Source organism: Streptomyces sp. NPDC052012 (genome assembly GCF_040689265.1).
Lineage (GTDB): Bacteria > Actinomycetota > Actinomycetes > Streptomycetales > Streptomycetaceae > Streptomyces.
On sequence record NZ_JBFAXA010000001.1, the window covers coordinates 622,119 to 648,783 of the forward strand.

21 protein-coding genes are annotated in these 26,665 nt (G+C 70.7%); 14 read left to right on the top strand and 7 right to left on the bottom strand.

Annotated elements, in window-relative coordinates:
- Window position 1: 1 nt before the first annotated feature.
- The 4 genes from AB0412_RS02830 (at window position 2) to AB0412_RS02845 (ending at window position 3,037) form a co-directional block, all read left to right on the top strand.
- Window positions 2-721 (top strand): YggS family pyridoxal phosphate-dependent enzyme, encoded by a 720-nt coding sequence (locus AB0412_RS02830; protein WP_366400636.1) that lies wholly within the window; start codon window positions 2-4, stop codon window positions 719-721.
- 129 nt (window positions 722-850) lie between these two features.
- Window positions 851-1,510, top strand: coding sequence for a cell division protein SepF (gene sepF, locus AB0412_RS02835; protein WP_366400637.1), 660 nt, complete (start codon window positions 851-853; stop codon window positions 1,508-1,510).
- 50 nt (window positions 1,511-1,560) lie between these two features.
- The gene (locus AB0412_RS02840; protein WP_004932337.1) at window positions 1,561-1,851 is read left to right on the top strand and encodes a YggT family protein; all 291 of its coding nucleotides are present in this window, start codon (window positions 1,561-1,563) and stop codon (window positions 1,849-1,851) included.
- 52 nt (window positions 1,852-1,903) lie between these two features.
- The gene (locus tag AB0412_RS02845) at window positions 1,904-3,037 is read left to right on the top strand and encodes a DivIVA domain-containing protein (protein WP_366400638.1); all 1,134 of its coding nucleotides are present in this window, start codon (window positions 1,904-1,906) and stop codon (window positions 3,035-3,037) included.
- 274 nt (window positions 3,038-3,311) lie between these two features.
- Here AB0412_RS02845 and ileS read toward each other — a convergent pair whose 3' ends face one another.
- Window positions 3,312-6,455, bottom strand: coding sequence for an isoleucine--tRNA ligase (gene ileS / locus AB0412_RS02850; protein ID WP_366400639.1), 3,144 nt, complete (start codon window positions 6,453-6,455; stop codon window positions 3,312-3,314).
- A 583-nt stretch (window positions 6,456-7,038) separates the two neighbouring features.
- Between ileS and AB0412_RS02855 the strand changes: the two genes are divergently transcribed.
- From AB0412_RS02855 to AB0412_RS02880, 6 genes are all read left to right on the top strand, one after another.
- The gene (locus AB0412_RS02855) at window positions 7,039-8,481 is read left to right on the top strand and encodes a TraR/DksA family transcriptional regulator (RefSeq protein ID WP_366400640.1); all 1,443 of its coding nucleotides are present in this window, start codon (window positions 7,039-7,041) and stop codon (window positions 8,479-8,481) included.
- 57 nt (window positions 8,482-8,538) lie between these two features.
- Complete coding sequence (gene lspA, locus AB0412_RS02860; protein WP_366400641.1) at window positions 8,539-9,171, top strand: signal peptidase II; 633 nt, start codon at window positions 8,539-8,541, stop codon at window positions 9,169-9,171.
- Window positions 9,172-9,238: 67 nt separating this feature from the next.
- Entirely contained in the window at window positions 9,239-10,183 is a 945-nt protein-coding gene (locus tag AB0412_RS02865) for an RluA family pseudouridine synthase (protein ID WP_366400642.1), read from the top strand.
- Complete coding sequence (locus AB0412_RS02870) at window positions 10,180-10,647, top strand: GNAT family N-acetyltransferase (protein ID WP_366400643.1); 468 nt, start codon at window positions 10,180-10,182, stop codon at window positions 10,645-10,647. Before AB0412_RS02865 ends, AB0412_RS02870 begins: the two co-directional genes overlap by 4 nt.
- An 87-nt stretch (window positions 10,648-10,734) precedes the next feature.
- Entirely contained in the window at window positions 10,735-12,321 is a 1,587-nt protein-coding gene (locus tag AB0412_RS02875) for a Na+/H+ antiporter (RefSeq protein WP_366400644.1), read from the top strand.
- A 106-nt stretch (window positions 12,322-12,427) separates the two neighbouring features.
- Window positions 12,428-13,168, top strand: coding sequence for an SDR family oxidoreductase (locus tag AB0412_RS02880; RefSeq protein ID WP_366400645.1), 741 nt, complete (start codon window positions 12,428-12,430; stop codon window positions 13,166-13,168).
- Window positions 13,169-13,184: 16 nt separating this feature from the next.
- Here the strand turns inward: AB0412_RS02880 and AB0412_RS02885 are convergent, their stop codons facing one another.
- Window positions 13,185-14,303, bottom strand: coding sequence for a mechanosensitive ion channel domain-containing protein (locus tag AB0412_RS02885; RefSeq protein WP_366400646.1), 1,119 nt, complete (start codon window positions 14,301-14,303; stop codon window positions 13,185-13,187).
- 109 nt (window positions 14,304-14,412) lie between these two features.
- Here AB0412_RS02885 and AB0412_RS02890 point away from each other — a divergent pair, with 109 nt between their 5' ends.
- On the top strand, window positions 14,413-14,985 hold the full coding sequence (locus AB0412_RS02890; RefSeq protein WP_366400647.1) for a dienelactone hydrolase family protein: 573 nt from the start codon (window positions 14,413-14,415) through the stop codon (window positions 14,983-14,985).
- A gap of 12 nt (window positions 14,986-14,997) precedes the next feature.
- Here the strand turns inward: AB0412_RS02890 and AB0412_RS02895 are convergent, their stop codons facing one another.
- The 4 genes from AB0412_RS02895 to AB0412_RS02910 form a co-directional block, all read right to left on the bottom strand.
- Window positions 14,998-16,680, bottom strand: a complete 1,683-nt coding sequence (locus AB0412_RS02895; protein ID WP_366400648.1) for an alkaline phosphatase D family protein — start codon at window positions 16,678-16,680, stop codon at window positions 14,998-15,000.
- Between the two features lie 103 nt (window positions 16,681-16,783).
- Entirely contained in the window at window positions 16,784-17,584 is an 801-nt protein-coding gene (locus AB0412_RS02900; RefSeq protein ID WP_366400649.1) for a thioredoxin domain-containing protein, read from the bottom strand.
- Window positions 17,585-17,657: 73 nt separating this feature from the next.
- Complete coding sequence (locus AB0412_RS02905; protein WP_366400650.1) at window positions 17,658-18,359, bottom strand: hypothetical protein; 702 nt, start codon at window positions 18,357-18,359, stop codon at window positions 17,658-17,660.
- 67 nt (window positions 18,360-18,426) lie between these two features.
- Complete coding sequence (locus tag AB0412_RS02910; RefSeq protein WP_366400651.1) at window positions 18,427-19,752, bottom strand: DUF2252 domain-containing protein; 1,326 nt, start codon at window positions 19,750-19,752, stop codon at window positions 18,427-18,429.
- Window positions 19,753-20,018: 266 nt separating this feature from the next.
- On the opposite strand from AB0412_RS02910, the gene dnaE reads away from it, so the two are divergent.
- Complete coding sequence (gene dnaE / locus AB0412_RS02915; RefSeq protein WP_366400652.1) at window positions 20,019-23,558, top strand: DNA polymerase III subunit alpha; 3,540 nt, start codon at window positions 20,019-20,021, stop codon at window positions 23,556-23,558.
- Window positions 23,559-23,642: 84 nt separating this feature from the next.
- Here dnaE and AB0412_RS02920 read toward each other — a convergent pair whose 3' ends face one another.
- Complete coding sequence (locus AB0412_RS02920; RefSeq protein ID WP_366400653.1) at window positions 23,643-23,810, bottom strand: hypothetical protein; 168 nt, start codon at window positions 23,808-23,810, stop codon at window positions 23,643-23,645.
- Window positions 23,811-24,032: 222 nt separating this feature from the next.
- Here AB0412_RS02920 and AB0412_RS02925 point away from each other — a divergent pair, with 222 nt between their 5' ends.
- Both AB0412_RS02925 and AB0412_RS02930 read left to right on the top strand, forming a co-directional pair.
- Window positions 24,033-25,244: an NYN domain-containing protein gene (locus tag AB0412_RS02925; protein ID WP_366400654.1), complete on the top strand. Its 1,212-nt coding sequence runs from the start codon at window positions 24,033-24,035 to the stop codon at window positions 25,242-25,244.
- Between the two features lie 401 nt (window positions 25,245-25,645).
- Entirely contained in the window at window positions 25,646-26,620 is a 975-nt protein-coding gene (locus AB0412_RS02930) for an ABC transporter ATP-binding protein (RefSeq protein ID WP_366400813.1), read from the top strand.
- The last annotated feature ends 45 nt before the right edge of the window (window positions 26,621-26,665 follow it).

Consider the following 26,665-nt stretch of genomic DNA (forward strand, 5'->3'; position numbering starts at 1 on the left):
CATGACGGACCGTAAGGACGAACTCGCCGCGAATCTGGCGAGAGTGGAGGAGCGGATCGCCGCCGCGTGCGCCGCCGCCGGACGTACGCGCGACGAGGTCACCCTCATCGTGGTCACCAAGACCTTCCCGGCGAGCGATGTGCGGATCCTGTCGGAACTCGGTGTGCGCCACGTCGCCGAGAACCGCGACCAGGACGCCGCCCCCAAGGCGGCCGCCTGCTCGGATCTGCCCCTTTCCTGGCACTTCGTCGGTCAGCTTCAGACCAACAAGGTGCGCTCCGTGGTCGGTTACGCCGATGTCGTGCAGTCGGTCGACCGCGCCCGGCTGGTCACCACGCTGTCCAAGGAGGCGGTGCGGGCCGGGCGTGAGCTGGGCTGTCTCATCCAGGTCGCGTTCGACGCGGGAGTCGGCGGCCGGGGGGAGCGCGGCGGCGTGGCGCCCGAGGGGATCGCGGAGTTGGCGGACCTGGTGGCGCGGTCCGAGGGGCTGCGTCTCGACGGGCTGATGACCGTGGCGCCGCTCACCGGGGAGTACGCGGGACGCGAACTGGCGGTCTTCGAGCGGTTGATGGATTTGTCGACCGACCTGCGCAGGAACCATCCGGCTGCGAACATGGTCTCTGCGGGGATGAGTGCGGACCTCGAACAGGCCGTTGCCGCCGGAGCGACACATGTACGCGTCGGCAGTGCGGTACTCGGAGTCCGCCCCAGGCTCGGGTAACGTCGCCAAGAAGTCGGACCACAGCAGAAAATATGGTCATTGCCGCCGAAAGGTGGACATGAAGACCACGTGGATCGCGGGCACTTGGCGGTCGTCAGCGAATCCACCACAGAGCGGAGGACTCAGAGCATGGCCGGCGCGATGCGCAAGATGGCGGTCTACCTCGGCCTCGTGGAGGACGATGGTTACGACGGCCGCGGATTCGACCCAGACGACGACTTCGAACCGGAACTCGACCCGGAGCCCGAGCGGGACCACCGGCGGCACGAATCGTCCCACCAGTCCCACGGTTCGCACAGCGCCCACGGGGCACACCAGTCCCAAAGGGACGAAGAGGTACGAATCGTACAGCCGCCCGCGCCTCGCGAACCGGTCGCCCGTTCCGCTTCGCTTCCCGCGGAATCCGCCCGCCCGGCACGCATCGCGCCCGTGGCGTCCATCACACAAGAACGCGCAAGCCTGGAGAAGAACGCACCGGTGATCATGCCCAAGGTCGTGTCGGAACGAGAGCCTTACCGGATCACCACGCTTCACCCGCGGACCTACAACGAGGCCCGTACCATCGGGGAACACTTCCGTGAAGGCACCCCGGTGATCATGAATCTGACTGAGATGGATGACACAGACGCGAAGCGACTTGTCGACTTTGCGGCCGGTTTGGTGTTTGGTCTTCACGGCAGCATCGAGCGGGTGACGCAGAAGGTGTTCCTGTTGTCGCCTGCTAACGTCGATGTCACGGCGGAGGACAAGGCCCGCATCGCAGAGGGCGGGTTCTTCAACCAGAGCTGAAGACGCAGGACCGGATCGAGCAAGGCACAGGGGAGAGGGAAAGACAGACCATGAGCGTGTTCGCGCAGGTGATCTACATCGCGCTGATGGTGTTCCTCATCGTGCTCATCTTCCGTCTGGTCATGGACTACGTCTTCCAGTTCGCCCGCTCGTGGCAACCCGGCAAGGCGATGGTGGTCGTCCTGGAGGCCACCTACACTGTCACCGATCCACCGCTGAAGCTTCTGCGGCGGTTCATCCCGCCGCTGCGTCTCGGGGGCGTGGCGCTCGACCTGTCCTTCTTCGTACTGATGATCATCGTCTACATCCTGATCTCGATCGTGGGCAATCTCGCGAGGTGACTGTGGACGATACGGTCTTGCCGACTGCCGATGACTACGTTGAGGTGAAGAGATGCCGTTGACCCCCGAGGACGTGCGGAACAAGCAGTTCACGACCGTCCGCCTCCGAGAAGGCTATGACGAGGACGAGGTCGATGCCTTCCTCGACGAGGTCGAAGCCGAACTGACGCGCCTGCTCCGCGAGAACGAGGACCTGCGCGCCAAGCTGGCCGCGGCCACGCGCGCCGCCGCGCAGAACCAGCAGAACATGCGCAAGCCCCCGGAGCAGCAGGACCAGCAGGGCCCGCCCCAGGGCATGCCCCAGCAGGGCATGCGAGGTCCGGGCGCTCCGGTGCCCGCCGGGATATCGGGCCCGCCGCAGCAGCAGATGGGTGGCCCCATGGGTGGTCCGCCCCAGCTGCCGAGCGGTGCTCCCCAGCTGCCCGCCGGCCCCGGCGGTCAGGGCGGCCCGCAGGGTCCCGGCCCGATGGGTCAGGGTCCCGGGCCGATGGGCCAGGGTGGCCCGATGCAGGGGCAGATGGGCCCCGGTGGCCCGATGGGCGGCCCCATGGGCGGCCCCGGTCTTCCCGGTCAGGGCGGCCCCGGCGGCGACAGCGCCGCCCGCGTGCTGTCGCTGGCCCAGCAGACCGCCGACCAGGCGATCGCGGAGGCCCGTTCCGAGGCCAACAAGATCGTGGGCGAGGCGCGTTCGCGTGCCGAGGGTCTCGAGCGGGACGCCCGCGCCAAGGCCGACGCCCTGGAGCGGGACGCGCAGGAGAAGCACCGCGTCGCGATGGGCTCCCTGGAGTCCGCCCGCGCCACGCTGGAGCGCAAGGTCGAGGACCTGCGCGGCTTCGAGCGCGAGTACCGCACGCGGCTGAAGTCCTACCTGGAGTCGCAGCTGCGTCAGCTGGAGACCCAGGCGGACGACTCGCTCGCCCCGCCGCGTCAGGCGCCCTCCGCGCCGTCGCTGCCGCCGTCCCCGGCGCCCTCCATGGCGTCGGCCGGTGCCGGTGCGCCGTCCTACGGCGGCAACCAGACGATGGGCGGCTCGCCGAGCCAGTCCGGTCCGTCCTACGGCGGTCAGCAGCAGATGCAGCCGGCGATGACCCAGCCGATGGCGCCGGTGCGGCCGCAGGGGCCGTCGCCGATGGGGCAGGCGCCCTCGCCCATGCGGGGGTTCCTCATCGACGAGGACGACAACTGAGGCAGTCTGCGGCCTTCGTGGCCATGAGTACGGCGTAGCAGTCGGCAGCGTTCAGGGCGGGGCCCCGGGTGAGAATCCGGGGCCCCGCCCTTTTGCTGCGCCGGCTGTTCGAGAGTGGGTGGTGTGTCCGTAGGACACAACGCCGAAGGCCCGGGGCCACCAAGATTCTTGGTGGCCCCGGGCCTTCGGTGCCTGAGCGTCTGCCGGGCGGGGGCGTCGGGTGGCTGCGGGTGCGGTGTGGCTTGTCGCGCAGTTCCCCGCGCCCCTGGCGGTGTCAGGCCCTGCGGAGTCGGAAGGTGAGGGACAGGCCCTCGTCCGTGAACGGGCTGCCGTACGTGTCGTCCGCTTCACCCTGGGCGAAGTCCGTGGCCAGGACCTCCTCGGCGATCAGGTCCGCGTGCGCGGTGAGCGCAGCGACCGTCGCCTCGTCCGTCGCCGTCCAGCGCAGGGCGATGCGGTCCGCCACGTCGAGGCCGCTGTTCTTGCGGGCCTCCTGGATCAGGCGGATCGCGTCACGGGCCAGGCCCGCACGGCGGAGCTCCTCCGTGATCTCCAGGTCCAGGGCGACCGTCGCGCCGGAGTCCGAGGCCACGGACCAGCCCTCGCGCGGCGTCTCCGTGATGATCACCTCGTCCGGGGCCAGAGTGATCGTCTCACCGTCGACCTCGACCGACGCAGTGCCCTCGCGCAGGGCCAGGGACAGCGCGGCGGCGTCCGCGTTCGCGATGGCCTTCGCCACGTCCTGGACCCGCTTGCCGAACCGCTTGCCGAGCGCGCGGAAGTTGGCCTTCGCGGTGGTGTCCACCAGCGAGCCGCCCACCTCGGACAGGGACGCCAGGGACTCGACGTTCAGCTCCTCGGTGATCTGCGTGTGGAGCTCGGGGTGCAGGGCGTCGAAACCACCGGCCGCGATCAGCGCGCGCTTCAGCGGCTGGCGCGTCTTGACGCCCGACTCCGCGCGCGTGGCCCGGCCCAGCTCCACCAGGCGGCGCACCAGCACCATCTGCCTCGACAGCTCCGGGTCGATCGCGGACAGGTCCGCCTCCGGCCACGAGGACAGGTGCACCGACTCCGGGGCGCCCGGGGTGACCGGAACGATCAGGTCCTGCCAGACCCGCTCGGTGATGAACGGGGTCAGCGGCGCCATGAGCTTGGTCACCGTCTCCACGACCTCGTGCAGCGTGCGCAGCGCGGCCTTGTCGCCCTGCCAGAAGCGGCGGCGCGAGCGGCGGACGTACCAGTTGGACAGGTCGTCGACGAACGCGGACAGCAGCTTGCCGGCGCGCTGGGTGTCGTAGCCCTCCAGCGCCTGGGTCACCTGGTCGGTCAGCGCGTGCAGTTCGGACAGCAGCCAGCGGTCGAGCAGCGGGCGCTCGGCCGGGGCCGGGTCGGCCTCGGACGGGGCCCAGCCGGACGTACGGGCGTACAGGGCCTGGAAGGCGACCGTGTTCCAGTACGTGAGGAGCGTCTTGCGGACGACCTCCTGGATGGTGCCGTGGCCCACCCTGCGGGCCGCCCACGGCGAGCCGCCCGCCGCCATGAACCAGCGGACCGCGTCCGCGCCGTGCTGATCCATCAGCGGGATCGGCTGCAGGATGTTGCCCAGGTGCTTGGACATCTTGCGGCCGTCCTCGGCGAGGATGTGACCGAGGCAGACGACGTTCTCGTACGAGGACTTGTCGAAGACCAGCGTGCCGACCGCCATCAGCGTGTAGAACCAGCCGCGGGTCTGGTCGATGGCCTCGCTGATGAACTGCGCGGGGTAGCGGGACTCGAACAGCTCCTTGTTCTTGTACGGGTAGCCCCACTGCGCGAACGGCATCGAGCCCGAGTCGTACCAGGCGTCGATCACCTCCGGCACGCGCGTGGCGGTCTTGCCGCACCCGTCCTGCGGACAGGCGAAGGTGACCTTGTCGATGTACGGGCGGTGCGGGTCGAGGCCTGACTGGTCGGTGCCGGTCAGCTCGGTCAGCTCCGCGCGGGAGCCGACGACCGTGAGGTGGTCGTCCTCGCAGCGCCAGATCGGCAGCGGGGTGCCCCAGTAGCGGTTGCGGGACAGCGCCCAGTCGATGTTGTTGTTCAGCCAGTCGCCGTACCGGCCGTGCTTGACCGTGTCCGGGAACCAGTTCGTCTTCTCGTTCTCCTCGAGCAGACGGTCCTTGATCGCCGTGGTGCGGATGTACCAGGACGGCTGCGCGTAGTACAGCAGCGCGGTGTGGCAGCGCCAGCAGTGCGGGTAGCTGTGCTCGTAGGGGATGTGCCGGAAGAGCAGACCGCGCTCGTCGAGGTCGGCCGTGAGCTTCTCGTCGGCCTTCTTGAAGAAGACGCCGCCGACCAGGGGCACGTCCTCGGCGAAGGTGCCGTCGGGACGGACCGGGTTGACCACGGGCAGGCCGTAGGCGCGGCAGACCTTGAGGTCGTCCTCACCGAAGGCGGGGGACTGGTGGACCAGACCCGTACCGTCCTCGGTGGTCACGTACTCGGCGTTGACCACGAAGTGCGCGGGCTCCGGGAACTCCACCAGCTCGAAGGGGCGCTGGTACGTCCAGCGCTCCATCTCGGCGCCGGTGAAGGTCTGGCCGGTGCTCTCCCAGCCCTCGCCGAGAGCCTTCGCGAGCAGCGGCTCGGCGACGACGAGCTTCTCCTTGCCGTCGGTGGCGACGACGTAGGTGACCTCGGGGTGGGCGGCGACCGCCGTGTTGGAGACCAGGGTCCAGGGGGTCGTCGTCCAGACGAGCAGCGCGGCCTCGCCGGCCAGCGGGCCGGAGGTCAGCGGGAAGCGGACGTAGACGGACGGGTCCACGACCGTCTCGTAGCCCTGGGCCAGCTCGTGGTCGGACAGGCCCGTGCCGCAGCGGGGACACCAGGGGGCGACGCGGTGGTCCTGGACCAGCAGGCCCTTGTTGAAGATCTCCTTCAGGGACCACCACACCGACTCGATGTACTCGGGCTCCATGGTCACGTACGCGTCGTCGAGGTCGACCCAGTAGCCCATGCGGGTGGTCAGCTCGGCGAAGGCGTCGGTGTGGCGCAGCACGGACTCGCGGCACTTGGCGTTGAACTCGGCGATGCCGTACGCCTCGATGTCCTTCTTGCCGGAGAAGCCCAGCTCCTTCTCCACGGCCAGCTCCACGGGCAGGCCGTGGCAGTCCCAGCCGGCCTTGCGGGCCACGTGGTAGCCGCGCATGGTGCGGAAGCGGGGGAAGACGTCCTTGAAGACGCGCGCCTCGATGTGGTGGGCGCCCGGCATGCCGTTGGCGGTGGGCGGGCCCTCGTAGAACACCCATTCGGGGCGGCCCTCGGACTGCTCCAGGCTCTTGGCGAAGATCTTCTGCTCACGCCAGAACTCGAGCACCGCGTGCTCGAGGGCGGGCAGGTCGACCTGGGCGGGTACCTGGCGGTACGTCGGCGTTGTCATCAGCGAGCTTCCTCCGGCGGACTTGCTGCCTTCCGTCCGGAGGGACGAGAGCCGTGTCTTTCCGTACGCCGGTTTCGGCGCGCTCCCGCGGTACCACCCTCCTTGGCCCCCGGTGCGTCGTGTGCGCCGGTGAGCCCCCTCATTGAGGTCGCGATGCCGGTTCTACTCGCCGAGGTCCCCTGCGGGGCTCCTGCGGCTTTCTTCCGGCGGCTCCGGGGTGATCTTCACGTCGCGCTCGCCCCCGGGCTCACACCGTCCCCGGGTCGCTCTGGGCTGCGTACGCCGCTACTCGTCCCCATCCACGCTTTTCGCTCCGCCCAGTGTACGGCGAGGCGGGGACGGCGGCCGACCGGTTTTCGTGGGTGACATGCCCCGAATGGGGCGGTGGGCCGCATCGAGTGCAGCGACGTCCGGCTCGGCGGCATACCCGGCGGGGAGCTGGGCACAACGCATGCAGGTTGGCCGCGCGTCGTTCCGGGGCGAGGGAATCGGGCGGTGTGCCCCGTTGCCGCGGGACTCAAGTCGATTTATCGTCCCAGCACGATTCGCGAGCAAGATCACAATATGTGAAGGGGCCGCGGCCATGGTGGCGAAGAAGACCGCCGACCAGCAGTCGGCGTCCGGCAGGCCCGGACCCGTGCACGGCGGTGGGGCCAAGGGGGTGGGTGGGAAGAAGACGGCGGTGGCCGAGCGGGCGGCGGCGAAGAAGGCGACGGCAGCCGCGAGGAACGGTGTGGCGAAGGGCTCCGCCGGGAAGAAGACGCCGACGACGTCCGGGACGACGGCCCGCGGGAAGGCGGCCGGTGAGGAGGCCGCCGGCCAGGAGGCTGTCACCAGGAAGGCGGCCGGCAAGAAGGCCGCCGCGAAGAAGGCGGTCGACAAGAAAGCCGTCGCGAGAAGGGCGGCAGGCACGACAACTGCCGCGGGCGAGAGGACCGACGACAAGGAGACCGACGGCAGGAAGGCCGTCACCGAGAAGGCCGCCGGTGGGACGGCCGCCGGTGGGACGGGCGGCGCGGGCAAGAAGGCCGCGGCCAGGAAGGCGCCCCAGGGCAGGAAGGCCGCAGCGAAGACGGCGGCCGCGGCCGGGAAGCCCGCAGGCAGGAAGGCCGCTGCCAAGGACATGGCTGCGGGTGGGAAGGCCGCAGGCGAGACGGCGGCCCCGGGCAGGAAGGCCGCAGCCAAGACGGCGGCCCAGGGCGGGAAGGCCGCAGCCAAGACGGCGGCCCAGGGCGGGAAGGCCGCAGCGGAGACGGTGGCCGCGGCCGGGAAGCCCGCGGGCAGGACGGCCGTCGCGGGTGGGAAGGGTGCCGCGGGCAGGACGGCGGCCCCCGGCAAGAAGGCCGCGCGGAGCAAGGCCGCCGCGGGCAGGAGGGCGGCAGCCGTCGGTGAGGGAGCCGCCGGTGGTGGCGTAGGGGAGGTTCCTCAGCGGAGCGCGGGGGCGGGCAGCGCCGGGGACCGCGGGGGGACACAGGACATGGCCGGGCGTGGCACGGCCACTGGCGCGGACGCGGCCGAGGCCGCGACGCAGACGGGAGCGACGACGGTGGGTGCGAAGAAGACTCCTGGCACGGCCACGGCGGCGAAGGCGACCGCCGTACCCAAGGCACGGATCGCCGCGGCGGAGCCGGGCGATCTCGCGGTGCGCCCGGGCGAGGAGCCCTGGACGCCGGAAGAGGTCGAGGAGGCCAGGACCGAGCTGATGGCCGAGGTGATGCGGCTGCGCGAGGAGATCACCTCGTCCGAGCAGTCGCTGGCCGGGCTCATGCGGGACTCCGGTGACGGAGCGGGCGACGACCAGGCGGACACCGGCACCAAGAACATCACCCGTGAGCACGAGCTGGCGCTCGCCGCCAACGCACGCGAGATGCTCACCCAGTCCGAGCGCGCCCTGCAACGCCTGGACGCGGGCACCTACGGCCTGTGCGAGAACTGCGGGAACCCCATCGGCAAGGCCCGCATGCAGGCCTTCCCCAGGGCCACCCTCTGCGTCGAGTGCAAGCAGAAGCAGGAGCGCCGATACTGACCGGCCGACGTGCCGTACCCTCGTCCTCAGTCAAGCACCTAGGGCTGAGGGACTCACGTGGCAGAGGCGGAGCGCATCATCGGTACGCCGGACACCCCGGACGCGGACCGGGACGGGCAGGAGCGGGCCGACGCCCAGGCGGCCGAGGCCGCGACCGGTGGGTCCGGCGCCGAGGAGACGGCCGCGGCTGCGGAGCGCCCGCGCGGCAAGCGGCGGGTCTTCGTGCTGTTCGCCGTCGCCGCGCTGGCGTACGCCCTGGATCTGATCAGCAAGATGATCGTGGTCGCCAAGCTGGAGCACCACGAGCCGATCGAGATCATCGGGGACTGGCTGAGGTTCGAGGCGATCCGCAACGCGGGTGCGGCCTTCGGCTTCGGTGAGGCGTTCACCGTGATCTTCACGATGATCGCGGCCACGGTGATCGTGGTGATCGTCCGGCTCGCCCGCAAGCTGTACAGCCTGCCCTGGGCGATCGCGCTCGGCCTGCTGCTCGGCGGCGCCCTCGGCAATCTCACCGACCGGATCTTCCGGTCCCCGGGCGTCTTCAAGGGCGCGGTCGTCGACTTCATCGCGCCCAAGCACTTCGCCGTGTTCAACCTGGCCGACTCGGCGATCGTGTGCGGCGGCATCCTGATCGTGCTGCTGTCCTTCCGCGGCCTCGACCCGGACGGGACCGTCCACAAGGACTGAGTGCGGCGCCGACCGCCGTACTGAACGCGCGTACGGGGTTGTCCGGCCCGTCCGGCATACTCGACGGGTGAGCACGATTCCCGAGATCCGTACCCTGCCCGTGCCCGACGGCCTGGAGGGCGAGCGCGTCGACGCCGCCATCTCCCGCATGTTCGGCTTCTCCCGTACCAAGGCGGCCGAGCTGGCCGCGGCGGGGAAGGTCACGGTCGACGGATCGGTGGTCGGCAAGTCCGAGCGGGTCAGCGGCGGCGCCTGGCTCGAGGTGGAGATGCCGCAGGCGCCCGCGCCGGTGCAGGTGGTCGCCGAGCCGGTCGAGGGCATGGAGATCGTCCACGACGACGAGGACGTGGTCGTCATCGTCAAGCCCGTCGGGGTCGCCGCGCACCCGTCGCCGGGCTGGACCGGGCCGACGGTCATCGGCGGCCTCGCCGCCGCCGGGTACCGCATCTCGACCTCCGGCGCCGCCGAGCGCCAGGGCATCGTGCACCGCCTCGACGTCGGCACCTCCGGGCTGATGGTCGTCGCCAAGTCGGAGCGGGCGTACACCTCGCTGAAGCGCCAGTTCAAGGAGCGCACGGTCGACAAGCGCTACCACACGCTCGTCCAGGGCCACCCCGACCCGACCAGCGGCACCATCGACGCCCCGATCGGCCGCCACCCGAACCACGACTACAAGTGGGCGGTCACCGCCGACGGCAAGCCGTCCGTCACGCACTACGACCTCATCGAGGCCTTCCGCGCCGCCTCCCTGCTCGACGTCAAGCTGGAGACCGGCCGCACCCACCAGATCCGCGTCCACATGGCCGCCCACCGGCACCCCTGCGTCGGCGACCTGACCTACGGCGCGGACCCCACGCTCGCCAAGCGCCTCCGGCTCACCCGCCAGTGGCTGCACGCGGTGCGGCTCGGCTTCGAGCACCCCGGCGACGGCCAGTGGGCCGAGTTCTCCTGCGACTACCCCGAGGACCTTCAGGAAGCCCTCGACCAGGTGCGCGAGGAGACCTACGCATGAGCCGGTCCTACGTCGTACGGGAGGCGCGTGAGCCCGCCGACCGCGAGGCGTGCTTCGCGGTGCGCAAGGAGGTCTTCGTTGCCGAGCAGGGCGTCGACGAGGACATCGAGTACGACGCGTACGACGCCGGGGCCGTGCATGTGCTGGCGGTGCGGGAGGACGGCGTACCGCTCGGCACCGGGCGGCTGCTGCACGGCGAGGCCGCCGCCGCGAAGAACGGCGGGGACGCGTCGGTGGGCGCCCTGGGCCGGCTCGCGGTGACCCGGGAGGCGCGCGGGCTCGGCGTCGGGGCGGCGCTGGTGCGCGCCATCGAGGAGGCGGCACGCGCACGCGGGCTCACGGCCGTCGACCTGCACGCGCAGACCCACGCTCTGGGGTTCTACGAGCGGCTCGGCTACACGGCGTACGGGCCGGAGTTCCCGGACGCGGGCATACCGCACCGGGCCATGCGGCGCGTTCTGTAGCCGGGCGTTCGAACGCCCTGGTGAGGGCGGCGGCGTGGCAGGCTGGAGGTCGGCCGCCCGACCGTCGAACCTCCCGGAGCGCTGACCGTGGATCAGTTGGCCCTGCTGTTCGCCCTGTTGCTCGGGGCCGTGGTGAGCGTCCCGGTGGGGGACCGGCTGGGACTTCCGGCGCCGGTGCTGATGACGGTCCTCGGGATCGTGCTGGCACTGCTGCCCTTCGTCCCGAACGTCGACATCCCGCCCGATCTCATCCTGCCGCTGCTGCTGCCGCCCCTGCTCTACGCCGCCGTCCGGCGCACCTCCTGGCGGCAGTTCGCGGCGAACGTCAGACCGATCTTCCTGCTGGCGGTGGCGCTGGTCTTCGTCACCATGCTGTGCGTCGCCGCCGTCGCCCACGCGATCGTGCCGGGTCTGCCGCTCGCTGCCGCGCTGGCTCTCGGTGCGCTGGTCGCGCCGCCCGACCCGGTGGCGGCCACCGCGGTCGCCGGGAAGTTGGGGCTGCCGCGCCGGCTGGTGTCGATCCTCGAGGGCGAGGGGCTGTTCAACGACGTCACCGCCATCGTCCTGTACCACGTGGCGATCGCCGCCGCCGTGAGCGGCACGTTCTCCGTCTGGGACGCCGGGCTGGACCTGGTGCTCTCGGCGGTCGTCGCTGTCGTGATCGGGCTCGCGCTGGGCTGGGGCGCCAACAAGCTGATGGACGTGCTCGGCGACCCGACCCTGCAGATCGGGCTGAGCCTGCTCGTGCCGTACGCCTCGTACGTCCTGGCCGAGGAGCTGCACGGCTCCGGGGTGCTGGCGGTGCTCACCACCGCGCTGTTCCTGATGGAGTACGCCACCGACGCCGACGATGTGATGACGCGGCTGGCCGGGCACACGTTCTGGGACATCGTGGACACGCTCGTGACGGGCGTCGCGTTCGGGCTGGTCGGGCTGGAGCTGCACAACGCGATCCGGACCGCTTCGGGGCGGTGGGGCGAGCTGCTCGGCTGGGCGGCGGCGATCGTGGGCGTGGTGATCCTGGTACGGCTGCTGTGGCTGCTGCCGGCGACCTGGCTGACCAAGCGGCTGCACGCCGCGCGGGACGTCGACGAGGAGATCCCGGTCAGCTGGCGCGAGACGGTGGTCATGTGGTGGGCGGGGATGCGGGGGGTGGCCTCGGTGGCGCTGGCCCTGGCGATCCCGCTGGAGACGGACGCGGGGGAGGCCTTTCCGGACCGGAACGAGATCATTTTCATCGCCTTCGGCGTGATCATGACGACGTTGTTGCTGCAGGGGCTGACGCTGCCGTGGCTGGTGCAGCGGCTGGGGGTGGAGGCCGACACCGAGCGGGAGCAGGAGTTCGAACGGCAGCTGGCGGTGCGGGCCGCGAAGGCGGCGAAGCGGAGGCTGCGGGAGATCGAGCAGGTGGAGGAGCTGTCGGAGGAACTGTCGGAGCGGATGCTGCGGCGGGCCTTCGACATCGGTGTGCGGATCAGTCCGGAGCTGGCGGAGGACGAGCGGCGGGAGGCGTACCGGCAGCGGGCACAGCGGGTGAAGCAGGTGCGGCGGATCGAGGGGGAGATGCTCAGTGCCGCGCGGCACGAGGTGCTGGCGGCGCGGAGTGAGCCGGGGGCGGATCCCGAGGTGGTGGACCGGGTGTTGCGGCATCTGGATGTGCGGAGCTTGCGCTGACGTCGATCTCCCGCCCGCGCACCGTCCGTTTCCACTCGGCTGAGAGGTGGGCGTTTCCCGTGGGGCTTGAACGCCGTCGGCGGCTTTCTGTTCGTAGGGTCTGTTCATGACTCGGAACGTTGTGATCAGTGGGGGCGGTACCGGGATCGGGCTGGCCGCCGCTCAGATGTTCGCCGCCGATGGGGATCAGGTGTTGCTGATCGGGCGGCGGGGGGACGTGCTGGAGCGGGCCGGGGTGCCCGGGGCGCTGACCTACGCCGCCGATCTCGCCGATCCGGAGGCCGTGCGCGGGGTCGCCGGTTTCGTGGGACGGGAGTTCGGGGCCGTGGACGTACTGATCCACAGCGCCGGGGGCAACGGGTTGCTCGAGCCTGCTGTCGGCGGGGACGATCCGCTGGACGCCGTCGCCCGGCACTGGACGGTCAACTTCCGGCTGAATCTGCTGACCGCCGTCCTGCTCACCGAGGCCCTCAGGAACCGGCTGGCCGAACCGGGCGGGCGTGTGCTGTTCCTCAGCTCCATCGCCGCCTACCGCGGTTCCGGCCAGGTCGCCTACGCGGCGGCCAAGGCGGGGCTGCACCCGTACGCCCACGCCCTGGCCCGGCAGCTGGGCCCGCACGGCATCACCGTGAACGTCGTCGCACCCGGCTATGTCGAGGACACCGCGTTCTTCGGCGACGGCATCGACGAGGAGCGGCGGGCGCGGCTCGTCGCCGAGACCTCCGACAAGCGGGCCGGGACGCCCGGGGACATCGCCTCGACGCTGCACTGGCTGGCCTCCCCGGGCGCCGCGCACATCACCTCGCAGATCATCCAGGTCAACGGCGGCGCCGAGCGCGGTCACTGACGGTGCGTGGACTGCCTCACTGCTCCATGGGTGACCCCTGCGCGTGCCGCGCCGTCGGTACGCCGTCGGGGGAGGGGCCGTGTCCGTCGAGGCTCCGCCGCAGGACCGCGTCCGCCGTGTTGATGCGGGGCAGGGCGTAGGGGTGCTCGTCGGCCAGCCAGCGGATCATCTGCTCGCGGACCGTGACCCGTACCGTCCAGATATCGTCCGCGTCCTTCGCCGTCACCAGGGCCCGCACCTGCATGGTGTGGGGGGTGGTGTCCGTGACGGTGAGGTCGTAGGCGCGGCCGTCCCAGGCCGGGCACTCGCGCACGATGTCGCGGAGCTTGTCGCGCATCGCGTCCAGCGGGGCGGTGTGGTCGAGGTGCCAGTAGACGATGCCGGTCATCTGCGGTGTGCCGCGCGACCAGTTCTCGAACGGCTTGGACGTGAAGTACGACACCGGCATGGTGATCCGGCGTTCGTCCCAGGTGCGGACGGTCAGGAAGGTCAGGGTGATCTCCTCGACCGTGCCCCACTCGCCGTCCACGACCACCGTGTCCCCGATGCGCACCATGTCGCCGAAGGCGATCTGCAGCCCGGCGAACATGTTGCTCAGCGTCGACTGGGCGGCGACACCGGCGACGATGCCGAGGATGCCGGCCGAGGCCAGCAGCGAGGCGCCGGCGGCGCGCATCGCCGGGAAGGTCAGCAGCATCGCGGCCACCGCCACCACGCCGACGATCGCCGAGACCACCCGCCTGATCAGCGTCACCTGGGTGCGCACCCGGCGGACCCGCGCCGGATCGCGGTGGGCGCGGGCGCTGGCGTAGCGCGTGTACGACGTCTCGACCACGGCCGCGGCGATACGGATCACCAGCCAGGCGGCCGAACCGATCAGCACCAGGGTCAGCGTCTGGCCGATGCCGACCCGGTGCTCGGGAAACACGCGCGCCTCGACGTACGACCCTCTGAGCAGGGCCGCGCACAGGACCAGCTGGTAGGGGATGCGACCGCGGCGCAGCAGCCCCCACAGGGGGGTCTCGGGGTGCCGTTCGTCGGCCTTGCGCAGCAGCATGTCGGTGGCCCAGCCGAGCAGCAGCGTGAGCACGACCGAGCCGCCGACCACGATCAGCGGGCGAAGCACGTCATCCATGCCTGCGAACCTAACCGGCCCCGGGCGGGTATGAACATGTGACTTCCGCGGGGCGGGGGGTAGTGCCGCGCACCCGGCACTGTCACACCCGGCTGGCACCATGGTCGGCATGAACATCATGCTCTTTCACTCGACCTACGGTCTGAGGCCCGCGGTGCGGCAGGCCGCCGACCGGCTGCGCGCGGCCGGACACGAGGTGTGGACGCCCGACCTCTTCGAGGGCCGCACCTTCGAATCGGTCGAGGAGGGCATGGCCCACAAGGACGCGATCGGCAAGGACGAACTGCTGAAGCGGGCCGTGCTGGCCGCCGCTCCCTACTCGGAGAGAGGGCTGGTGTACGCCGGATTCTCCTTCGGTGCCTCCGTCGCCCAGACGCTGGCCCTCGGCGACGACAAGGCACGCGGCCTGCTGCTTCTGCACGGCACGTCGGACATCGCGGCGAACGCCCAGGTGGACGAGCTGCCGGTGCAGCTGCATGTCGCCGAGCCGGACCCGTTCGAGACCGACGACTGGCTGAGCGCCTGGTATCTGCAGATGCGCAAGGCCGGAGCGGACGTCGAGGTGTACAGATACGCCGGGGCCGGTCATCTCTACACCGACCCCGACCTGCCGGACCACGACGCGGAGGCCGCCGAGGCCACCTGGCGGGTGGCGCTCGGCTTCCTCGACTCGCTGGACTGATCCGGGGAGGGATCAGACCGGGTCGTAGCTGCGCTCGACCTTCTGGGTGCCGCTGCGGGTGCGGTAGGAGCGGGCCCAGGTGGCGGTGGCGCCCGCCGTACGGCCGGACAGCACGTAGTAGTCCATCTGCGCCCGCTCGGCGGTGATGTCCAGCACGCCGTAGCCGTGGCGGTCGGTGTCGACCCAGTGGACGTGCCGGTTGGCGGCCTTGATCAGCGGCGAGGCGACGGCGGAGACCGTGCCCTCGGGGACCTTCACGATGTCGTCCAGGTTGTCGGAGGTGACCGACGTGACGACGAACTCCGTGGCTGCGGAGGCGGACAGCGGGTACGTGCCGGCGTTGACGGGCACGTCGTTGGCCCAGGCCATGTGGATGTCGCCGGTGAGGAACACCGTGTTGCGGATGGCGTTGGCCCGCAGATGCGCGAGGAGTTCGCGGCGGTCGTCGGTGTAGCCGTCCCACTGGTCGGTGTTGAGGGCGAGGCCCTCCTGGGGGAGCCCCAGGAGCTTCGCGAGCGGCTTGAGCAGGCTCGCGGGGAGGGAACCGAAGGCGAGCGGCGAGATCATCACCGAGGTGCCGACCAGTCGCCAGGCGGTGTCGGAGGCCGTGAGGCCCGCCTTCAGCCAGTCGAGCTGGGCGCGGCCGGTGAGCGTGCGGTCCGGGTCGTCGACCTCGCCGTCGCCGAGGGAGACCTGCTGGGAGCGGAAGGAGCGCAGGTCCAGCAGCGACAGGTCGGCGAGCTTGCCGAAGCGCAGCCGGCGGTAGGTGGTGCCCTCGACCGCGGGGCGCACCGGCATCCACTCGAAGTACGCCTGCTTTGCGGCGGCCTGACGGGCTGCCCAGGCGCCCTCGGCGCCCTCGGTGTGGTTCTCCGCGCCGCCCGACCAGGTGTCGTTGGCGAACTCGTGGTCGTCCCAGATCGCGACGACCGGTGCCTTGGCGTGCAGGGCCTGAAGGTCGGGGTCCGTCTTGTACGTGGCGTGACGGAGGCGGTAGTCGGCGAGGGTGACGATCTCGTGGGCGGGCGTGTGCGGGCGGACGACCGTGCCGCGGGTGCCGTACTCGCCGGTGCCGTACTCGTAGATGTAGTCGCCGAGATGCAGCCAGGCGTCCAGGTCGCCGCGGGCCGCGAGATGGCGGTACGCGGCGAAGTGGCCGGCCTCCCAGTTGGCGCAGGAGACCACGCCGAAGCGCAGACCGGTCACCGCGGCGTCGGCGGCCGGGGCGGTGCGGGTGCGGCCGACGGGGGAGTCGGTGCCGCCGGCGGAGAAGCGGAACCAGTAGTCGGTGGCCGGGCGCAGGCCGCGTATGTCCGCCTTGACGGTGTGGTCGGAGGCGGCGGTGGCGAGGGTGGACCCCTTCGCGACGACGTCGGTGAACGCTTTGTCCCGGGCGACGGTCCAGCTCACCTCGGTGTCCGGGCCGGTCCCCGAGCCCGGGGTCGCCTCCGGGACGGGCGTCACCCGGGTCCACAGCAGGATGCCGTCCGGCAGCGGATCGCCGGAGGCCACGCCGTGCAGGAAGGCGGGGGCCTCGGTGGTGGCGGCGCGGGCGGGCAGGGCGGCGGCGAGCGGTCCGGCCAGCACCGCGGTGGCGGCGGCTGCCTTGACGACCGTACGGCGGCGCGGCGAAAGGGAGTTGGCGTCCGCGGTGGCGGAGACGGCGCTCTCGGATGATCTGTATCGACTGGTCACAGCCGATCAGGTTACTGGCAGGTACATGCAAGAGCGGGCGAACTCGCCAAAGTTCGCCCGCTCGTTCGCCGTCCTTCTGTCCGACGTCACCCGCCGACGCGGGTCACTTGGTGACGCCGGCGTCCTTCAGTGCCTTCTGCCACTCGGCGACGGTGCCCGGGTTCTCGATCACCTTGTCGTTGATCTTGATGGTCGGGGTCGACTGGACGTCATCGGTGTTCTGGAAGGAGTCGCTCATCTTCATCGCCCAGGCGTCGTAGGTGCCCTTCTTCACGGCGTCCTGGAACTTCTTGTTGTTCTTCAGCGCGTCGACCGTGTTCGCCACCTTGATCAGGTAGTCGTCCTTGGCGAACTCGTCGGTCGACTCCGAGGGGTGGTACTCGGCGGAGTAGAGCGCGGCCTTGTAGTCGAGGAACGCGTCCGTGCTCACGTTCAGCGCGGCGCCGAGCGCGCTGAGGGCGTTCTTCGATCCCTCGCCGCCCAGGTTGCCGTCGAGGAACGTGCCCAGCGTGAAGGACAGCTTGTAGTCGCCGTCCTTCATGCCCTTGTTGACGGTCTCGCCGATGTTCTGCTCGAAGGAGGCGCAGGCGGGGCAGCGAGGGTCCTCGTAGAGGTGGACCACGTTGTCGGTCCCGGACTCGCCGATGGTGACCGTGGTGCCGTTCTTGCCGGAGGTGTTGGCGGGGGCCACCACCTTGGCCTCGGCGGCCTTCTCCCAGCCCGAGGGCTCGTTGCCCTGGACGACCGCGTAGCCGATGCCGCCGGCTATCGCCAGGACGGCGACGATCGAACCGGCGACGATGATCTGGCGCTTGGCCTTCTCCCGCTTGGCCTGGCGTTCGCGCTCCGCGCGCAGGCGCTCTCGGGCCGCGGACTTGGCTGCCTGGCTGTTTCGCTTGCTCATGGGTGTTCTCCACGGGGACGCACACGTGAGACGTGTGGGATGTGTACGGGGGGACTGTCGTGCTCGGGTCAGGTCACGCGAAGGTGAGCGAGCACGGGGGTCCCCGGCGTCCCAGGGAGTGCGACAGGAGGAGCCGGCGGGCCGTCGGCGTGTGGACCGCGGGGCGCGACGGGCGGTGGACGCGGGGCGCCTGCGGCGCGGAGACCGCCGCCACCGCCAGCAGGAGCGGGCGGAACGTCGTCGCCGCGACCGCTCGCAGCAGCTGGGCCAGTGCCCGCTCGCCCCGGCGCAGCCATGCCGCCGCGAACAGGCCGACCCCGATGTGCGCGCCGAGCAGCAGCCAGGCGGTGCTCGGGTCGGCCTGCGCGAGCAGGCCCGCCAGCCGGTCGCCGCCGGTGTCCGCGGTGCCGGTCATCCGGGCGAGCGGCGTGCCCACGCTGGTGCCGTCACCGCACAGCACGTCGAAGCCGACCGAGCGCAGCGGACCCGCGACGGGCCCGCCCGCCCGGCCGTAGCAGACGTGCTGGCCGGTGGTGAAGACCGTGTCGGCGGCCAGCTCCAGCGGGATCAGCAGCGCCGCGATGTGCCCGAAGGAACGCTCCCGGCCGGCCAGCGCGTACGCCAGGACGAACACGGCGGCGGCGATCGCGGCCACCGTGTTCAGCGGCAGGGGAGCCCCGGACAGCAGCACGTGCGACGCGGTGCTGAGCGTCACGACCACTGCCGTGAACAGTGCCGCGCGGACGGCTCTGAGCTGGGTTCCGGATATGTCCATGGCGGAGAAAGTGTGTCACGTGCTCCGGTAAGGGATCCCTAAAGGGTTTCTGTGAGGGTGCGCGACCTCACAGACCCGGGATCCTGCCGTTGCGGAACAGGTCCAGGAAGATCTGGTGGTCGCCGCGCGCGCGTGCGCCGTAGGTGTGGGCGAAGTCGACCAGCAGCGGGGCCAGGCTCTCCTCGTCGGCGGCGATGGCCGCGTCGATGGCGCGCTCGGTGGAGAACGGCACCAGCGACTCGCCCGAGGTGTCGTCCGCCGCCGCGTGCATCGTGGCCGTGGCCCGGCCGAGGTCGGCCACCACCTGCGCGATCTCCTCCGGCTCGTCGATGTCGCCCCAGTCCAGGTCCACGGCGTACGGCGAGACCTCGGCCACCAGCTGCCCGGCGCCGTCCAGCTCGGTCCAGCCCAGCCACGGGTCGGCGTGCGCCTGCAGGGCGCGCTGGGAGATCACCGTGCGGTGCCCCTCGTGCTGGAAGTAGTCCCGGATCGCCTCGTCCGGGATGTGGCGGGAGACCGCCGGGGTCTGCGCCTGCTTGATGTAGATCACCACGTCGTTCTCCAGGGCGTCGCTGTGGCCCTCGAGGAGGATGTTGTACGACGGCAGCCCGGCCGAGCCGATGCCGATGCCGCGGCGGCCCACCACGTCCTTCACGCGGTAGGAGTCCGGGCGGGCCAGCGAGGCGTCCGGCAGGGTCTCCAGATAGCCGTCGAAGGCGGCGAGCACCTTGTAGCGCGTGGCCGCGTCCAGCTCGACCGCGCCGCCGCCGGAGGCGAAGCGGCGCTCGAAGTCGCGGATCTCCGTCATCGAGTCCAGCAGCCCGAAGCGGGTCAGCGAGCGGGCGTCGCGCAGCGCGTCCAGCAGCGGACCCTGCGCGGTGTCCAGGGTGAACGGCGGGACCTCGTCGCTCTTCGCGCCCGTGGCCAGCGCGTGGATGCGCTCGCGGTACGCGCCCGCGTAGATCTGCACCAGCTCGGTGATCTGCTCGTCGCTGAGCGCCTTCGCGTAGCCGATCAGCGCCACGGAGGCGGCGAAGCGCTTGAGGTCCCAGGTGAAGGGGCCGACGTAGGCCTCGTCGAAGTCGTTGACGTTGAAGACCAGGCGGCCGTTCGAATCCATGTACGTGCCGAAGTTCTCCGCGTGCAGATCGCCGTGGATCCACACGCGCGAGGTGCGCTCGTCCAGGTACGGTCCGGTTCGCTTCTCCGCGTCCAGGTCGTGGTAGAAGAGGCACGCCGTCCCCCGGTAGAAGGCGAAGGCCGAGGCCGCCATCTTCCGGAACTTCACGCGGAACGCGGCCGGGTCGGCGGCCAGGAGCTCGCCGAAGGCGGTGTCGAGGACGGCGAGGATCTCCTCGCCGCGGTGCTCGTCGTTGAGCTGCGGGACCGACATCGCTGGGTGCCTCCTGGTGCGGGACGTCTCGTCGGACGGCTCGGGCCGTCCGGGGGTCTAACGTGTGACGGTTCGCGGGAGTGCCCGTGACCCCCGCTCGAAGGTACGCGTGGACCGGCCCACCCGTCTCCCGACCACCGCCCCCCACGGAGGCGCTTCGCGCCGCAGAATGCATTCGGAGTGTCAGTGCCGGGGCATAGACTTCGACGCTGACCACAAGACTCGCCGCCCGTCCGTCACCGGCTGTTCTCCTTGGAGGCCGCACCGTGTCAAAGCCGCCGTTCACGCACCTGCACGTCCACACCCAGTACTCGCTGCTGGACGGTGCCGCGCGGCTGAAGGACATGTTCAACGCCTGCAACGAGATGGGCATGACGCACATCGCCATGTCCGACCACGGCAACCTGCACGGGGCGTACGACTTCTTCCACTCCGCGCAGAAGGCCGGAATCACCCCGATCATCGGGATCGAGGCGTATGTCGCCCCCGAGTCGCGCCGCAACAAGCGCAAGATCCTCTGGGGCCAGCCGCACCAGAAGCGCGACGACGTCTCCGGTTCCGGTGGCTACACCCACAAGACGATGTGGGCGGTGAACAAGACCGGCCTGCACAACCTCTTCCGCCTCTCCTCCGACGCGTACGCCGAGGGCTGGCTGCAGAAGTGGCCCCGGATGGACAAGGAGACCATCGCCCAGTGGTCCGAGGGCATCGTCGCCTCCACCGGCTGCCCCTCCGGCGAGGTCCAGACCCGGCTGCGCCTCGGCCACTTCGACGAGGCCCTGAAGGCCGCCGCCGACTACCAGGACATCTTCGGCAAGGACCGCTACTTCCTGGAGCTGATGGACCACGGCATCGACATCGAGCACCGGGTCCGCGACGGCCTGCTGGAGATCGGCAAGAAGCTCGGCATCCCGCCCCTGGTCACCAACGACTCGCACTACACCTACGCGCACGAGGCGGGCGCCCACGACGCGCTGCTGTGCATCCAGACCGGCAAGAACCTCTCCGACCCCGACCGCTTCAAGTTCGACGGCACCGGCTACTACCTCAAGTCCACCGACGAGATGTACGCCATCGACTCCTCGGACGCCTGGCAGCAGGGCTGCGCCAACACCGCCCTGATCGCCGAGATGGTCGACACCACGGGCATGTTCGAGAAGCGCGACCTGATGCCCAAGTTCGACATCCCGGAGGGGTACACCGAGGTCAGCTGGTTCCGCGAGGAAGTCCTGCGCGGCATGCACCGCCGCTTCCCCGACGGCATCCCGGACGACCGCATGAAGCAGGTCGAGTACGAGATGGACACCATCATCTCGATGGGCTTCCCCGGGTACTTCCTCGTGGTCGCCGACTTCATCATGTGGGCCAAGAAGCAGGGCATCGCGGTCGGCCCCGGCCGAGGCTCCGCGGCCGGCTCGATCGTCGCCTACGCCCTCGGCATCACCGACCTCGACCCCATCCCGCACGGCCTGATCTTCGAGCGCTTCCTCAACCCCGAGCGCATCTCGATGCCCGATGTCGACATCGACTTCGACGAGCGCCGGCGCGTCGAGGTCATCCGGTACGTCACGGAGAAGTACGGCGCCGACAAGGTCGCCATGATCGGCACCTACGGCACCATCAAGGCCAAGAACGCGATCAAGGACTCCGCGCGCGTGCTGGGCTACCCGTACGCGATGGGCGACCGCATCACCAAGGCCATGCCCGCCGACGTCCTCGGCAAGGGCATCCCGCTGTCCGGCATCACCGACCCCAGCCACCCCCGCTACTCGGAGGCGGGCGAGGTCCGGGCGATGTACGAGAACGAGCCGGACGTGAAGAAGGTCATCGACACCGCGCGCGGCGTGGAGGGCCTGGTCCGGCAGATGGGTGTGCACGCGGCCGGCGTGATCATGTCCAGCGAGACCATCACCGAGCACGTCCCGGTCTGGGTCAGGCACACCGACGGCGTGACCATCACGCAGTGGGACTACCCGAGCTGTGAGTCGCTCGGCCTGCTGAAGATGGACTTCCTGGGCCTGCGCAACCTCACGATCATGGACGACGCCGTCAAGATGGTGAAGGCCAACAAGGGGATCGACATCGATCTCCTCAGCCTCCCGCTCGACGACCCCACGACCTTCGAACTGCTCCAGCGCGGCGACACCCTGGGCGTGTTCCAGTTCGACGGCGGCCCGATGCGCTCCCTGCTCCGGCTGATGAAGCCGGACAACTTCGAGGACATCTCCGCCGTGTCGGCCCTGTACCGGCCGGGCCCGATGGGCATGAACTCCCACACCAACTACGCCCTGCGCAAGAACGGCCAGCAGGAGATCACGCCGATCCACCCCGAGCTGGAGGAGCCGCTCAAGGAGGTCCTGGACGTCACCTACGGCCTGATCGTCTATCAGGAGCAGGTGCAGAAGGCCGCCCAGATCATCGCCGGCTACTCGCTCGGCGAGGCCGACATCCTCCGCCGCGTGATGGGCAAGAAGAAGCCGGAGGAGCTGGAGAAGAACTTCGTCATCTTCCAGGCCGGCGCCCGCAAGAACGGCTACAGCGACGAGGCCATCCAGGCGCTGTGGGACGTGCTGGTGCCGTTCGCCGGCTACGCGTTCAACAAGGCGCACTCCGCCGCGTACGGACTGGTCTCGTACTGGACCGCCTACCTCAAGGCGAACCACCCCGCCGAGTACATGGCGGCGCTGCTCACCTCGGTGAAGGACGACAAGGACAAGTCGGCCGTCTACCTCAACGAGTGCCGCCGCATGGGCATCAAGGTGCTCCCGCCGAACGTCAACGAGTCCGAGGCCAACTTCGCCGCCCAGGGCGACGACGTGATCCTCTTCGGCCTGTCCGCCGTGCGCAACGTCGGCACCAACGTCGTCGAGTCGATCATCAAGTGCCGCAAGGCCAAGGGGAAGTACACGTCCTTCCCGGACTACCTCGACAAGGTCGACGCGGTCGTCTGCAACAAGCGCACCACCGAGTCGCTGATCAAGGCCGGCGCCTTCGACTCCATGGGGCACACCCGCAAGGGGCTCACCGCCCAGTACGAGCCGATGATCGACAACGTGGTCGCGGTCAAGCGCAAGGAGGCCGAGGGGCAGTTCGACCTCTTCGGCGGCATGGGCGAGGAGGAGGCCGGCGAGCCCGGATTCGGGCTGGACGTGGAGTTCACCACCGAGGAGTGGGACAAGACCTACCTGCTGGCCCAGGAACGGGAGATGCTGGGCCTCTACGTCTCCGACCACCCGCTGTTCGGCCTGGAGCACGTGCTGTCCGACAAGGCCGACGCGGGCATCTCCCAGCTCACCGGCGGCGACTTCGGCGACGGCGCGGTGGTCACCATCGGTGGCATCATCTCGGGCCTCCAGCGCAAGATGACCAAGCAGGGCAACGCCTGGGCGATCGCCACGGTGGAGGACCTGGCGGGCTCCATCGAGTGCATGTTCTTCCCGGCGACGTACCAGCTGGTGTCGACGCAACTCGTCGAGGACGCAGTGGTGTTCGTCAAGGGCCGCCTCGACAAGCGGGAGGACGTGCCGCGGCTGGTGGCGATGGAGCTGATGGTCCCCGACCTGTCCAACGCGGGGACGAACGCACCCGTGGTGCTCACCATCCCGGCGACCCGCGTGACCCCGCCGATGGTCAGCCGCCTCGGCGAGATCCTCAGCCACCACAAGGGCGACAGCGAGGTCCGCATCAAGCTCCAGGGGCCGACGAAGACCACGGTGCTGCGGCTCGACCGGCACCGGGTCAAGCCCGATCCGGCCCTGTTCGGTGACCTGAAGGTCCTCCTCGGGCCGTCCTGCCTGGCCGGCTGACCGCACAAGCGCGCGAGGGGCGCTCCCGATGCCGGGGGCGCCCCTCTTGATGTGCCTGGGTCTCAACAACCCGTTATGAAGGTGTCAGTTGTGGCCGAAGCGCTTCTGCCGGCCCTTGCCCCGGGCGACCTCGCCGGGGGCGGCCTGCGTGGTGCGCTGCTCGTCCGGCGTCTCGATCGCGGACGGCTGCGGTGCCTGCTGGGCGCGCTGGCTCTGCGGCTGCTTGCGGTCACGGTTCTTGTTCTTGGCCATGGTGATGCCTCCTGTGGGGGATCTAGGGGCCAGGGCCGGAACCAGATTCACATAGTCGTATAACCGGCGCATGTCGGACAATTACCGTGTGTGACAGGGGTGGTCGGAGGAGGAAGTGTGGAAACGCCACGCCGAAGATCGAGTTCGGGCCGTTAACCCCGGCGTGGTCGGGCAGACTCGAAGCAAGCCCGAAGCAAACCTCCCGGAAAGAGGGTGGATCGCGTGGACCGCTGCATCGTCCTGGTGGATGCCGGGTATCTGCTGGGGGCCGCCGCCAGTCTCCTCGCCGGGGAGCCCTCGCGGTCCCGCATCACCGTCGATCACGCCGCCCTCATCCAAGGGCTGCGCGAACGCGCCGAGTCCGACACCCAGCAGCCGCTGCTGCGCATCTACTGGTTCGACGGTGCCCCCGACCGCGTCCCGCAGCCCGAGCACCGCCGGCTGCGCGTCATGCCCCGCGTCACCGTCCGGCTCGGCGCCCTGACCCGCAGCGACGGCCGCTGGGCGCAGAAGGGCGTGGACGCCGCCATGCACGCCGAACTGACCGAACTGGCCCGCAACCGCGCCTGCTCCGACATCGTGCTCGTCACCGGCGACGGCGACCTGCTGCCGGGCATGATGGCCGCCAAGGAGCACGGCGTCGCCGTCCATCTGTGGGCCGTACAGGCGGCCGACGGCGACTACAACCAGTCCGAGGATCTCGTCGCCGAGGCCGACGAGCGCCGGGTGCTCGACCGCGCGTGGATCATCAAGGCGGTACGGGCCAAGGAGTTCACCGGCGTGTGCGCGCCGCCGCCCGCCGCCCGGCCCGAGATCGCCGCGATCCTCTCCGCCCCGCTGCCCGAGTCCGCGCTCACGGCGACACCCGACCGCACCGCCCAGGAGACAGCGCACCCGGCCGACGCCGCGCCGAACGGCACGGCGGAGCGGACACCGGCGGCCAAGGGTGTGCCCACGCCGAAGGACCTGGCCGCCCTGCGCGCCCCCGGCACCGCGGCGCCGCCCGCGCCGCCGGCCTCCGCCACGCTGCGCTGGTCCTCCGACAAGGGATGGGTCGACCGGCCCGTCGCCGAGCCCCCCGACGCCGCCTCCATGCCGACGCTCGCGCAGCTGACCACGGCGGAGCAGCGGTGGGCCGACCGCGAGGAGGACATCACCACCGTCGGCGGCGACCCGTACGAGGTGGGGCAGGTCTTCGCCCGGCGCTGGGTGGAACGCCTCGGCGACCAGAGCCATCTGCAGAAGCTCTCCGGGATGTATCCACGCATCCCGCACCGCATCGACGGTGAGCTGCTGCGGTACGCCGCGCGCTTCGGTCTTCTCGCCCACAAGGACGACCAGATCGACGAGCGCGACCGGTACGCCATTCGAGCGGGGTTCTGGCGGGAGGTCGATGTGCGGACGGGGACGGAGCGGGCGGCTGCCGCCGAGTGAGCGTGGGCGCTGTGTCTGGTTGGGGCGCCGTGTGCTTGGTGGCTGACCCTCGTGAGTGCTGGGCGGGGGTGGGTCGCGCAGCCCGGCGCTGACGGGGCACCGTCCGCGCCCACCCTCCCCCACTCTCGGCTTCGCTCGAGCGGGGGGACCCCCATCGCCCCTGCGGCACGACTGCCCGCGGGAGGGGCGGGTACGGCTGTCCGCGGGAGGGCCCGGGGTGCGGCTGCTCGCGGGAGGGCCGAGGTGCGGCTGGTCGCCGTAGCGGCGGGTGGGGTGGGGTCTTGGGGTGGACGATTTGCCGGGTACGGGCGCCCCGGGAGTGGGGTGGGCGTGGGGACCCCGTAGTCTCGTGCCTTGTGAGTACGCGCGCGGCACAGGGATTTCGGCACGGCGGTGATGTCGTGTGTGCGGTGCGCGGGCTGACCAAGACCTACCCGGCGGTGCGCGGACGGCGCGGGGTGCCGGCGACGCCCGAGGTCAGAGCCACCGACGATGTACGGCTCGACATCCGGCGCGGCGAGATCTTCGGACTGCTCGGACCGAACGGCGCCGGCAAGTCCACCCTCGTGCGCCAGCTCACTGGCCTGATGCGGCCCGACCACGGCACCGTGGAGATCCTCGGCCACGACATCGTCCGCCACCCCGAGCGGGCCTCGCGCATCCTCGCCTACCTCGGCCAGGAGTCCACCGCCCTGGACGAACTGACCGTGTCCCTCGCCGCCGAGACCACCGGGCGGCTGCGCGGCCTGGACGTACGGCGGGCGCGGGCCGAGCGGGACGCCGTGCTGGAGGAGCTGGGGCTCACCGCGCTCGCCGGCCGCCCGCTGAAGAAGCTGTCCGGCGGCCAGCGACGGCTCGCCTGCTTCGCCGCCGCACTGGTGGGGGAGCGGCCCCTGCTCGTCCTCGACGAACCCACCACCGGCATGGACCCGGTGGCGCGGCGTGCCGTGTGGTCCGCCGTCGACCGGCGCCGCGCCGAGCACGGCACGACCGTGCTCCTGGTCACCCACAACGTCATCGAGGCCGAGACGGTCCTCGACCGCGTCGCCGTGCTCGACCGCGGCAAGGTCATCGCCTGCGACAGCCCCGCCGGACTGAAGGAGCAGGTCGCGGGCGAGGTCCGGGTCGAGCTGGTGTGGCGCGAGGCGGCGCCGCTGCACGTCCCCGAGGTCGCCGCGCTGCGGGACCGGGCGGTCGAGTCGGGCCGCCGCTGGACACTGCGGCTCGGGCCCGAGGAGGCCCGTACGGTCGTCGCCACCGTCACCGGCGGGGCCGCCTTCGCCGCCCTGGACGACTTCACGCTCGCCACGCCCAGCCTCGAGGACGTCTATCTGGCGCTCGGCGGTGCCGTACGGCAGGGGCTGGTGAAGGCGTGAGCGGCACGGTGAGCACGCGGGACGTGGCATCCGTACGGAACAGGG